The sequence below is a fragment of the Mucilaginibacter yixingensis genome (assembly GCF_041080815.1).
Taxonomy (GTDB): Bacteria; Bacteroidota; Bacteroidia; order Sphingobacteriales; family Sphingobacteriaceae; genus Mucilaginibacter; species Mucilaginibacter yixingensis.
In genome coordinates this window covers 1,863,906-1,876,310 of sequence record NZ_CP160205.1, presented here as the reverse complement: position 1 = coordinate 1,876,310, position 12,405 = coordinate 1,863,906, and the positions used below count along the sequence as shown (strand labels likewise).

The 12,405-nt window shown below is 44.1% G+C and carries 10 protein-coding genes; 4 read left to right on the top strand and 6 right to left on the bottom strand.

Going from position 1 to position 12,405, the window contains the following annotated elements; genetic code table 11:
• Positions 1-19: 19 nt before the first annotated feature.
• Both ABZR88_RS07500 and ABZR88_RS07495 read right to left on the bottom strand, forming a co-directional pair.
• Positions 20-2,491: a glycoside hydrolase N-terminal domain-containing protein gene (locus ABZR88_RS07500; protein ID WP_107830670.1), complete on the bottom strand. Its 2,472-nt coding sequence runs from the start codon at positions 2,489-2,491 to the stop codon at positions 20-22.
• Positions 2,492-2,745: 254 nt separating this feature from the next.
• Complete coding sequence (locus ABZR88_RS07495; protein WP_107830668.1) at positions 2,746-5,307, bottom strand: TIM-barrel domain-containing protein; 2,562 nt, start codon at positions 5,305-5,307, stop codon at positions 2,746-2,748.
• Positions 5,308-5,614: 307 nt separating this feature from the next.
• On the opposite strand from ABZR88_RS07495, the gene ABZR88_RS07490 reads away from it, so the two are divergent.
• Positions 5,615-5,899, top strand: coding sequence for a helix-turn-helix domain-containing protein (locus tag ABZR88_RS07490; RefSeq protein WP_170113671.1), 285 nt, complete (start codon positions 5,615-5,617; stop codon positions 5,897-5,899).
• A 551-nt stretch (positions 5,900-6,450) separates the two neighbouring features.
• Here ABZR88_RS07490 and ABZR88_RS07485 read toward each other — a convergent pair.
• A complete protein-coding gene (locus tag ABZR88_RS07485) occupies positions 6,451-7,983 on the bottom strand; it encodes an ADP-ribosylglycohydrolase family protein (protein WP_107830664.1) in 1,533 nt (510 codons plus the stop codon).
• Positions 7,984-7,986: 3 nt separating this feature from the next.
• Positions 7,987-8,625, bottom strand: a complete 639-nt coding sequence (locus ABZR88_RS07480) for a DarT ssDNA thymidine ADP-ribosyltransferase family protein (RefSeq protein ID WP_369434710.1) — start codon at positions 8,623-8,625, stop codon at positions 7,987-7,989.
• A 106-nt stretch (positions 8,626-8,731) separates the two neighbouring features.
• On the opposite strand from ABZR88_RS07480, the gene istA reads away from it, so the two are divergent.
• Entirely contained in the window at positions 8,732-10,261 is a 1,530-nt protein-coding gene (istA, locus tag ABZR88_RS07475; protein ID WP_369434709.1) for an IS21 family transposase, read from the top strand.
• A gap of 20 nt (positions 10,262-10,281) precedes the next feature.
• Positions 10,282-11,043, top strand: a complete 762-nt coding sequence (gene istB, locus ABZR88_RS07470) for an IS21-like element helper ATPase IstB (RefSeq protein ID WP_107831783.1) — start codon at positions 10,282-10,284, stop codon at positions 11,041-11,043.
• Between the two features lie 195 nt (positions 11,044-11,238).
• On the opposite strand, the gene ABZR88_RS07465 is transcribed toward istB, so the two are convergent.
• On the bottom strand, positions 11,239-11,595 hold the full coding sequence (locus ABZR88_RS07465; protein ID WP_107828047.1) for a hypothetical protein: 357 nt from the start codon (positions 11,593-11,595) through the stop codon (positions 11,239-11,241).
• Between the two features lie 18 nt (positions 11,596-11,613).
• Positions 11,614-11,826, bottom strand: coding sequence for a hypothetical protein (locus ABZR88_RS07460; protein ID WP_107828048.1), 213 nt, complete (start codon positions 11,824-11,826; stop codon positions 11,614-11,616).
• A 99-nt stretch (positions 11,827-11,925) separates the two neighbouring features.
• Between ABZR88_RS07460 and ABZR88_RS07455 the strand changes: the two genes are divergently transcribed.
• Positions 11,926-12,165: a helix-turn-helix domain-containing protein gene (locus ABZR88_RS07455; RefSeq protein ID WP_107828049.1), complete on the top strand. Its 240-nt coding sequence runs from the start codon at positions 11,926-11,928 to the stop codon at positions 12,163-12,165.
• Positions 12,166-12,405 lie beyond the last annotated feature (240 nt).

Below are 12,405 nucleotides of genomic sequence, written 5' to 3'. Positions count from 1 at the left end.
TTTTTTGTTCCAAAAAATATTAACCGCCAATGAGTGTATAGCTCATGCCGGGTTGCGTTTGCAGGTCATAAAGCTGACCGTTATTAACCGGGTAACCTTTCAGCTGACTTTTATCTACAATAACCGGCTCCTTAATATCGGCCGTCTGAAACAGTGGATTGCTGTTGGTGCCATTAGCTGTTTCCAGCTTAAAGTTACCGGATGGTTTCAAAGTATTGTTTACGCGCAAACGGCAGTTGCCGCCAATGCGTGATGTAATTTTAAGCTTGGTGATCTTTCCGTTTGCCCAGTCTATATCCAACACAAAACCGCCACGGGTAACCAGGCCAGAGATAGAGCCACTTTTCCACTCGTCAGGCAAAGCCGGTAGCAGGTGAATGTCTCCGTCATAACTTTGCATCAACATCTCGGTCATACCGGCAGTACAGCCAAAGTTGCCATCAATCTGGAACGGCGGGTGCGCGTCAAACATATTTGGATAGGTACCACCTCCCTGACCAGAGGTAACCGACGGTGATACCAGGCGCAGCTGATCTGTAATTAGTTTCCAGGCATGGTTACCATCCAACAGGCGGGCCCAGAAATTAACCTTCCAGCCCATAGACCATCCGGTAGATTGATCTCCCCTGCTGTTCAACATATTTTTTGAAGCTTCAGAAAGTTCAGGGTGCTTGTAAGGCGACACTTGCTTGCCCGGAAACAGACCAAACAATTGCGAGATATGACGATGCTGATCGCCTTTAATGTCCCAATCCTGCATCCACTCCTGCAGTTGTCCCCATTTGCCAATTTGCATAGGCGGCAGTCTGTCAAGCTTGGTTTTCAACGTATCGGCAAAAGCAGCGTCGGTATTTAAAGTTTTTGCTGCCGCGATGGTATTGTTAAACAGATCGAACAAGATCTGGTTATCCATCGTTGTGCCTGATGTTAACGACACGGCTCCCACCGTTTTATCGCTCAGGAAATTATGCTCAGGCGACATGGACGGCGATACCACCAGCCAATGATGATCTGGCTCCTCTTGCAGGGCGTCTACAAAATAAGTTGATGCGCCTTTTAGCACCGGGTAAATATCGCGCAGAAATTGCTTATCGCCGGTATACAGGTAATGCTCCCACAGGTGCTGGGTAAGCCAGGCGCCACCGGTTGGGAAGATGCCATAAAAAGCTTTGTCAACCTGGCCAGAAATACGCCAGATATCGGTATTGTGATGCGCCATCCAGCCACGTGCATGGTACATCTGGGTAGCACTTTGCTGCCCGGTCACAGACAGATCTTTGATCAAATGTACCAGCGGTTCGGTCAGTTCCGAAAGGTTGGTTTCCTCGGCCGGCCAGTAGTTCATCTCGGTATTAATGTTGATGGTATACTTGCCACCCCACGGCGGCGATACTTTATCATTCCACTTGCCCTGCAGGTTGGCGGCCTGGTTACCCGGCTGCGATGCACTGATGAGCAAGTAACGCCCAAATTGGTAATAAAGCGTTACGAGCGAGAGGTCATGATTTTTACCAAAATTGTCTATCCTTTCATCGGTAGGCGCATCCGGCGTTTTGGCATCACCCAAATTGAATTTAACACGATCAAAATAGCGCTTATAAAAAGCGGTATGACTGCTGATAGCCTGCTGATAAGGCACCTTAATGGCTTTATCCAGATAAGCGGTGGTTTTAGCTTCGGCATTACCGCTAACATCGTGATAGTTTTTAAAGTTGCTGCCCATGGCTATATAGATGGTAGCCGTGGTTGCTTTGCTGATGCTGACGGTAGAATCGGCATAGGTTACTTTACCACCGTCGGTCAGCGCTTTTACTTGCGCCTGGTATTTTACCGCACCGGCTATCTCGCTCCTGTCGCCGCCTGTGCCATCAAGTATGAGCTTATTATTTGATACTGATGCCCGATGAATAAGCATTGGTGTTTCAAAATGCAGATCGCAGGTGATAGCGTTTGGTCTATCTGCCGTTAGGCGAACAATGATAGCCTGATCTGTAAATGAGGCAAACATCTCACGTTTAAAATGAACGCCGTTGCGGGTAAAACTTACGCTGGCTATGGCCTTGCTAATATCCAAATCGCGGCGATAGCCAGTTGCCTCGCCCGCCCCCGGAAATTTAATAAACAGGCTACCCACAGTTTGGTAAGGCATCCCATTTTGTTTGGAAAACATTTTGGCGTTGGCCAGGGCTTGCGCTTCTACAAATTTCTTCTCGTAGATCAGCTTACGTAATTCGGGCACTACAGCGCCGGCATCGGGGTTAACGTTGTTGTGCGGTCCGCCGGCCCAAACAGTCTCTTCATTTAGCTGAATTTGCTCGTTATCGGGCTGACCGAATATCATGCCCGCCAGCCGGCCATTGCCAATAGGTAACGCTTCGTTCCAGCTCACGGCTGGTTTGTTGTACCATAAAGTAAGGCTTTGCTGCGCCCGGGCGCTTAACGACAAAGCTATGCCCGCCGCCAATAACAAAAGGTGATTCTTTTTGCTCACAGTTTATTTTAGGTTTATGTTACGCCACATTAAGATGTCATCTTTAAAGGCGATTGGTTATAATTTGCTGTTAAAAATACAATCGATTGTAATATTGCAAATATATTTTCTGATGAATTTCCCGAAGTCAAAAATCTGACCTAAAAGGTTCAAATACTATCAGCCTAAAAAACCTAACTACAGTTCCGCTATTTCAAACCAAAAAGGCCAGCATATTTCAGCCGGCCTTCTAAATACTTTAACAAATTAATCTATCAAGACTTTATGATAATGACCTCTTCTCCATTATAAATCACTTCCTCTGCCTCAACATCCCTGCCGAAGCCTTGGGTCACCCAAATAATATGGAAAGTTTTTGTAGCGGGCATTCCTTCAAAGCTGCCTTCACGCTTTCCTATCTTTAGATGCTGATCTTCCTCGTTCCAGGTTATTTTGATGGATGCATGGGCACGATCTTCATAGGCAAATGTTTCGCCATCATCTTCATAAAGGGTAAACATGCCACTGGCGCCGGTATAAATATGTAGTTCGACAGGTGCATCAGGGTACTGGGCAGCATACTGCTTTACCGGCCCCATTGGGATGATGCCCCCTGCTTTAATAAATAAAGGTATATGATCTAAAGTAGCGGTGGCGTCTACATCCGTTTCGCCTTCATACCGCTGCCCGGTCCAGAAATCAATCCAGCCGCCTTTGTGCGCAGGCAAATAAACGCTGCGTTCGGCCACCGCCGGACGTAAGACCGGTGCCACCATGATTGATGGCCCGAACATAAACTGATCCGTCAGACCGGTTGCAATATCGTCAGCAGCAAAATCCATAACCAGCGGGCGCATCAGCGTATAGCCATTATTAACGCGGGCTGCTTCACTATAGATATAAGGCAACAAGCGGTAACGCAGATTGAGGTAGTTGCGGGCATGTGTGGTAACAGCCTCTCCGTAGTGCCAAAATTCGGTATCGGTCATGTAACCATGTACACGCATTAATGGCATAAATACAGATAGCTGCAACCAGCGTAAAAATGTCTCGTGATAATCAGGATCCTTATATTGTCCATCGCCCGGGCGGAAGAAACCGCCTGCATCAAACGTCCACCATGGCATGCCCGATGCCATGTAACTCAGGCCCGCGGCCAGTTGTTTGCGCATGGCTTCCCAATCGTTACCAATATCGCCAGACCAAGTGGCCACGGCATAACGCTGCGCGCCGGGATAAGCACTGCGCGAGAGGATAAAGACGCGCTGCCCCGGCCTATCACGCCGCGAACCCTCGTAAACGGTTTTGGTAACCAATAGTGGATAGATGAGTCGGTAGGTTTCGCCAGGAATTTGCCCCTCCCCAATGCGGCGACCCTCCAGATCGTCATTCTCGGGCTCGGTAGCATCCTGCCACCAGGCATCAATGCCGGTAGAGAGTAAGCGCTTGCTGAACTGCTCCCAATACAAAGCGGCAGCCTCCGGCTTGTAAAAATCAACCCACTGGGTATCTTTTATAAAAAGATCACGACGGGTAAACTCCTGCCCCACCTCTGATGTTGGATCAATTTTAGACCATACCGATACCATTAACCTGGCGTTCAGGCTATGAATATCCTGCACCATCTTCTCGGGGTCAGGATAATGCTGTTCATCAAACTGCATGGCGTTCCAGCCGTATTTGCCCCAGTACTGCCAATCCTGCACAATCATGTCCATGGGCAAATTACGCTCGCGAAACTGGCGGGTATTATCCAGAATTTCATCCTGCGATTTATAGCGTTCGCGACAATGAATATAACCCAGCGCCCACTGCGGTAGCATAGGCATCGGTCCGGCCAGACGACGATAACTACCTATCGCTTCGTCAGCCTTGCCGGCAAAAACCACGTAATCCACGGCATCAGCAACAGGCGAACGCAGGGTGGTTGTATGTTCAACTTTACGGTAATAAATAACAGGCGCATCACTCTCCTGCCCTGTAAAAGTGACATCGTGCATGCCACCTTCCAAATCATCAAACCAACTGATGGTAGGCGGCAGCCAAAAATTCTTGTAATCAATAACTGCGCGTCGATCTACCGTAACGCGGTAGCCGCGTGCCATTTTCTGGCCAACATCGAGCAGGAAAGCGTACTTGCCGGTTTCCTTCGTTTCAAATTCGGCTGTAAATAAGCCTTCCAACCGGGTTTCTTCTTGCGTACCTTCGGCGGTGGTTACTAAAATCTTTTCTGGCGAGCTGATCCTTGTGGCCGACTTACTGAATGTAATCTGCTCATCAGCCGGATTAAAATCTGTTAAACCGTAGTTGTGCCACAATAAAGCATAGCCCTTATTAGAGGTATAAAACGGAATAGCAATCTGTGAGTTTACCTGTGTTAACCGGCGCGGTAGGCCTTTTATATCAAGGTACCCATCCTGAAACTGCCCCATACCGAAAATCTTTTCTGTAGGGTCTGATAGAAATTGCTGTTCGGCAGCCAGGCAAGCCTCGCCTTGAATAGTGCTTTCACTCAATTGACGACTGTTAGGCTTTTCGGCTAACAGCAGGTTCTCTTGTCCGTCGTAAAAGGTAAGTGCGTTGGTTGTTTGATCAAAAACTACTTTGAGTTTCTTTAAATTGATAGATAACTTTTGATCCTCCTCTTTCACCTTAAAAGAAGGGTTGAAAACGCAGTTCTCTAATATCAGACTGGGCGATGGATCTTCGCTTGTACGGGTAAATCGCACCCGTGCGGCGCCTTCGTCTAACAAATAAATGGTCAAAAAACCATCGTCAGTATTTATAATAACACGATTATTCGCTTGTTGCCAAATGATGCTACGTGGAGTGTCCATACTTTGCTTTATTTAATGCAGATGTAGGCTTATAATAATTGGTTTTTACAACGGCTAGACTGTTTTTTTCGCTTACCGCCGTTAACAAATTTGGCATTATCCATTTAAAAGACGCTATACCATTTTTGCCCTATTGTGTACAATTTTATCTACTAATTTAGGCTGTGTACGCGTTGGCCACAGTTCCCATTGCCCTACACCTCTAAGACTCAATAACTTTACAACATTTTCATCTAAATTTCATGTTAAAAGCTTGGCATTGTAAAATGTGTTTACTAATTTGTGCATAAACATCTACATGAACGCTATGAAAACGGAAAACATCAGCTCATTTTTTGAGCACATCTTTCACAAACTAAATCCATCAGATTTGCTGCACGGCGAGCACCGCTTAGCTGTAGCCGACAGGGTTGAACACCTGCTAAAAGAAACCGGCCTTACCCGCCAGCAATTTGGTGAGCGCATACGCACAGAACTGCATTCGGTAAGAGATTTCTTATCTGGCACCCGCGACATGACCCTGGAAACCCTTACTGAAATTTGCAGCCTGCTACACATTTCATTAGGTGACCTGGTGATTGAACACGCTTAATTTTTACTGTCTTAAATTTATAAACCAAGGGTACTCCCTACCTCATTATTTTTTATTGCAAGAAATTGCCATGGTTTGTTGCGCTCTTTACCGGGCACCAACAGCAACCATGGGTTAATTTGATATTACCATAATGCTACCAAAGTAAAAACAACACTTGATGGTTTCATTTTGATTAATGTATATTTGACTCCCCGCCAAATTGCGGGGAGCACCAGACTCCGTAGCTCAGCTGGTAGAGCAAATGACTCTTAATGGAGAGGAGGTTGTAAAAAGCTTCCCGGTCTAAAGTAGTAAAAACAGCATTTTTGATACAGAATCAGGCTAAATGCTTGCCTTAAAGGTAGGAAATTTTAGCCTGATTTTCAAATATTTTGGGGCTTAGTGACGCACTGTTTGAAGACGCACTTAATAGAGGTGATTTTAAAGTTCTGCCTTCCCCTTTTATGGGTCGAGAGTTCGAGCCTCTCCGGGGTCACTTTTAACTCAGTAAAAACATGCACATTGGTATAAATAAAATGAGTTTAGATTGGACCCTAAACTCATTTTATTTAATTCCAGTTCTTACTTTGAAATATTAAACTTAAAACATCTATTAAGTCTTTAGGAGCCTTTTTATTTAGAAAATCTTTAACTCTGTTAAAAATCTCTGGTTCTAACTTTTTTTTTGCAAGTGTAATTATATCTAAGTCGCTTTTATAATGGAGTTGATTTGGGTTTTTAGCGACATCTGGGTTTTCATATAATTTTGAAAAAATGATGGTTTGCTCTGAATCAAACTTAATTTCCATTATCAAATTATACTTGCCCTTTGTTAATGTGGGTTGCCTTTCAATATTGGTTATAACTCCTTTTCCTAAAGGAAAAAATTCCACAAAATCGTTTTCATTAAAATCATCTATTGGAGCATCATTAAGTCTTTTAAGATTAAAAGTTACTTGTGGGGGGGGCTCTTTCAAACGGTCTTCAGAAATTTGCAATAACCGTTCTGCTAATGTATTAAGATATTTCTCATCTTGAACTACTTGCCATTTATCGGGAATAATATTTTGTCCATGTAATGCACCAATCAATCCGCCTGTAAACGATGCGATTGAATCAGTGTCAGTTCCTAAACTATTAACAGCTTCTATAATGCCTACCAAAGGTTTGTCATGGAATTTCAAAGTGAAATATAATCCGGCAAGCACAGTGGCAGTTCCAGAGCCTTTTGTCTCTCTAGATATGCAACCTAATTTTAACAAAGTTTCTTCTATCGAAATCCCATGTTTAAGACTTTGATAAATATATCGTAGTTGGTTTTGAACCTCTAATAAAGTGGCATCGTACGAAGTTTCAAATCTTTCTACACTTGATTTATTCCATTCGTTTAACCAAGCTTTTAAATATGGATTTTTAAAAAAAGACAGGTTAAACTTATCTTGAAAATCGGACCCAATTTGAATTAAAAAGGATTCCCAATTGAATTTTTCAGGACGGCAGACAATGATTTGATTAATAGCATACCCGTATAGCATCGCACCTATGATAGCACGAGGGTGTCCGTGGGTAATTATACTATTACAAAATATATCTTCTTTTATTTTTTCAATGTTACCAATATTTGCTAAAGCTATCGGCAATACTCTCATTGCGGCGCCATTAGCTCCACTTTGCTTATAATCAAATGTTTCTTCTCCTGCCTTGTAAAGAAAAAAATTAGCATTCCACTGAGCTGATTTTCTCGAAATTTTTTGAGCGGCAGCTTTAACAGTTCGCCCCCCTCCACGGGCATAGTCCAGCCAATTGGGAAGTTCTGTTTTAGCGAAATAATTGTGATCTGTGGTGCCATCGCTTTTAATACTTCTCGCTACAGCCATAAGTAATTGCGTGTCATCTGAATAAGAGCCAGCCTTAATTTTATCTACAAAACCGTAAAAACGTCCGCCAACTTTTTTTTCCCAATTATAAAAACGTTCAATTTTAGGCACCCCAAATCTATTTAGAACACTATCGGCTGTCTTTTCAAATTCTGTCATCCATCCTAATGCATCACCTATAGCAGATAGTTTTAAACTTCCTTTATATTTCGTTTCCGGCTTCATTAACTATGTTCTTAAATTTGAGAATACGGATGAATCAATCACGAATTTAGACGTATCATATCCAGACAATGAGGCTTTTCCAGAAGCTAAGCTTTCCTCGTCTTTAAAGCATATACTCAATACATCCGAAACAAGTATCTCATCTTTTACTAGAACCTCAGCTTGCACATCCGTAGGATATTTTTTATTTAAAATCCCCCTCGGGATTACACCAGATTTAGATGTTATATTATCATCAAATAATTGTTTGAATTTTGAGAGGTCACCGGATATGCCGTACAGATTTTTTGCGATTGAAGATGCTGCATTTGTTACTGAAAACAAAGTGTTAGTACAATAAATATACTTAGGATTGATTTTCAAAACACACCAATTAATGTGAGGTAAATCTAAGGTTCTCTCTCTAAATCTTTTAAAAAGGAAGTGATTGGGAAATGAAATTGAAAGATTTATATAGTTCTTATCGTCGTAACGTATTGTGTCTGGAAATTCTATAAAATCTAAAATATCTGTTTGTTCAATGTCCGAACTCTCTAAAAGCTTTCGTGATAGAATTTTCTCTTCTTCTAATGGAGAATTCGCTGATATTGACCACCTGATTTCGGCGCAAACTGACCACCGATTCCGCGGGAAAGTGACCACCTGATTTCGGAGGAAACTGACCACCCCGAACGAGCCACATATGCTGTAGAAGCAGGCCTATTTTTGAGGTTTAACAACTTCACTAATGGCCAACACTACGATAAGCATGAGTAAGATAAGACAGATCCTCAGGATGTACAGCCAGGGCCGCAGCAAGCTATCGATAGCGGCCCAGACCGGCGTGTCACGCAATACCGCAAAGAAGTACCTTATTGCGTTCGATGCCAGCGGCTTTACGTTCGAGGAAATCAATACCCTTAATGATAAGGAGCTGGAGGACTTCTTTGGCAAAAGCAGTGAACGTCCCCCGGACAAGCGAATGGTGGCCCTGCAACGCTGTTTCCCGCAGATAGATAAAGAGTTAAAGCGTGTCGGTATGAACCGCCGCATCCTGTGGGAAGCTTATATCAAAGAGTTCCCTGACGGGTTCAAGTACACCCAATTCTGCTTTTATTACAACCAGTGGAAAGCCCGCGTGAACCCCACGATGCACCTGGATCATAAAGCCGGTGAAAAGCTGTATGTGGACTTTGCCGGTGAAAAGCTAAGCATAGCGGACAAGGATACCGGTGAGGTCATCGAGGCCGAGGTGTTCGTTGCTATCCTTGGCGCCAGCCAACTAACTTACGTAGAAGCTGTGCTGAGCCAGCAGAAAGAAGACTTTATAGCAGCCTGTGAGAATGCCCTGCACTTTTATGGCGGCGTACCTGCCGCCATCGTTCCCGACAACCTGAAGGCTGCCGTTACCAAGAGTAACCGCTATGAGCCAACGCTGAACGAGACCTTTGCTGACTTTGCCGACCATTACGGAACGACCATCTTACCAGCGAGGGCGTACCACCCTCGTGACAAAGCACTGGTAGAAGGAGCCGTTAAGATCGTTTACAGCCGTATCTACGCACCTGTTCGCAAAGAGGCCTATCATACCCTTGCAGAACTGAATATCGCGATCAAGGTCGCTTTAGAAGCACATAACAGCCAGCCGCTGAAAGGCCGCAATTACAGCAGAAAGCTCCAGTTCGAGGAGATAGAACGCCAGGCACTCTCGCCATTACCGGCATTACGTTATGAGTTCAAACGGCAGCACCAGGCCACTGTAATGAAGAACGGACATGTTTGTCTGGGTATCGACAAACACTACTACAGCGTACCGTACCGCTTTATCGGCAGGAAGGTCAAACTGCTGTATTCCCGCACCAACGTAGAAGTCTACTACCACTATGAACGCATCGCCATGCACAGGCGCATCAAAAGCCCTTACAGCTACACAACGGATAAAGATCACCTGGCTTCGACACACCGCTTTATGACCGAATGGACACCCGATAAGTTCCTGGAATGGGCAGCATCCATTCACGAGGATGTGAGGCTTTACATCCTGAAGATACTGGACCGAAAGCAACATCCGGAACAAGCTTACCGCTCCTGTATCGGTATCCTCAGCCTGGCGCGCAAGGCAGGTAACGAAAGGCTGGCCAGCGCTTGCAGGCGTGCGCTCGGCTATGGCGTGTACAACTACAAGACCATACAGCAGATACTGGAGAACAAGATGGACAGCTACGAGGAAAGCTTATTTGCTGACGAGCTGCCTATGCCCAGCCATGACAATATCCGGGGAGAGAACTACTATAAATAACCATTAATGAACAGATCGATATGAACACGAACACCTTAGACAAACTTCGCAAACTGAAGTTCTATGGCATGTACCATGCCTTTAAAAGCTGCCTGGAAACGGGACAGACCGCAGAATACACCACTGATGAACTGCTGGCCCACCTGGTAGAGGCCGAATGGGACGACCGGCAGAACAGGCGCATAGAGCGTACGATCATGTATGCTAAGTTCCGCTATAAGGCCTCGGTAGAGAACATCCACTACCATGCCGACCGTAGTATCGACCGCAATCAGGTAATGCGCCTGGCAGACTGCCACTTTATTGACCGGAATGAGAACCTGTTGATCACAGGCAGCACCGGTATCGGCAAAAGCTATATCGCTTCTGCTATCGGACACCAAGCCTGCATACTGGGTTACCGCGTGTTCTATGCCAGCACACCCAAACTCTTTGCTAAGCTGAAGATGGCCAAGGCAGATGGTTCCTACATGAAGGATGTAGCCAAACTGGAACGCCAGCAACTACTGATCCTGGATGACTTCGGTATACAACCTTTTGATGCGCAGAGCAGGGCCGCACTGATGGAGATCATTGAGGACAGGCACGGTAAGACATCCCTGATCATCACCTCTCAGCTGCCGGTCAGTAAATGGTATGAGGTCATTGGTGAAAAGACGATCGCTGATGCTATCCTCGACCGCATCGTGCATGATGCGCACCGGATGGAACTAAAGGGAGAGTCGATGAGAAAAAGAAGGCCCGCAGAGCCCGAAAAAAGCTATCTGCAAAACACACTTTAAATAACTACTTTTGACAACGCTTCTACAGCGTTCGCTGCGCTCGTTCGCCAGCACTTTGGGTGGTCAATTTGCCACGGAATCACCTGGTCAACTTCTCCGTATTATACAATATACCCCTGCAAAACAGAAAAGAGATGACTCTCTATTAAGCCCCCTAAAAGGCGATTATGATAGCAATTTCCCCCTCCTTAATTATTATACAAGTCGTGAACACCTATTGGCAAAAAAGATAAGATCCTCTAATCTTGAAGCTTCACTTACCGGTTTTTGATTTGGGGAGGTTATCATTTTAGTTTGTACCTCCCCCGTCTTTCGATTACTACGAACTACCACTGTTCGCTCCTGAAAAAACTCCTGTCCATTGATTTTAGTAACTAACGGTGACATTGCTCTATCAAACTCCCAGTCACTCCATTCTGGACGATATTTATCGGTTATTTTTAAAACGACACTTATAATGCCTATCAGTATTAAAGAAACAATAATGCCGATGATATACATTACCACCAACGCTACAGCTGTACCAATCAGAAATCTAATGAGTTTATCCATTGATTTAATTTATTATAATTAATAGTCATCTTCTTCGTCATTGTCATCACTAGACCTTACCAACAATGCATAATACGTCGTCTCATAGATTGCCCTGCCGTTAACATCATGCCTCATATAAAAAGAGTTTGAAGAAATGACTTTAAATCCTTCGTCAGCAGCATCGTCTAATTTTTGTGTAAAGGTGCTTATGTTCTCTTCCTCTACTACAAGGTGTTCATACATCGCCATTATATCGTTTTTTTTAAGCTAAGATAGTGAAAAAAGATCACACATACAAGTACATGTACTTACACCTCGTGTTTAAATGTTAAGGAATTTGCAGTCTGAATGGCGGAAGCAAAAAAGACTGATTTAGATCTATTTATTGTGCAGCGAGTAAAAGAAATGCGCGCCCAAAAGAAATGGTCACAGGCAGTAATTGCATCAAAACTTGAAATCTCAAATGGCTTCTTCGCGCAAATTGAAAACCCAAAACACCGAGCAAAATATAACATTGCTCACCTTAACAAACTCGCCAAAATATTTAACTGTAGCCCTCGCGATTTCCTACCAGAACAGCCTATGTAGGTATTATTTCCCCTCTTCTTCTTAGCAATAACTATGACGCGGTCTTATCCAGTTACCGTTGCTATTAACAAGAATCTCCAATTAAAACTGGCAATTTTTTTTTTCTAAAGTATCTTTGCAGTCAAGGAGTTTTTATAAGAAAAATCTGTAAAAAACGAATTTTCAAAGTATTTATAATTGAGACGGGTACACAGGCAATAGCACTACTAAGTTCACTGAACTATTGCCTGCCGTCTTTCG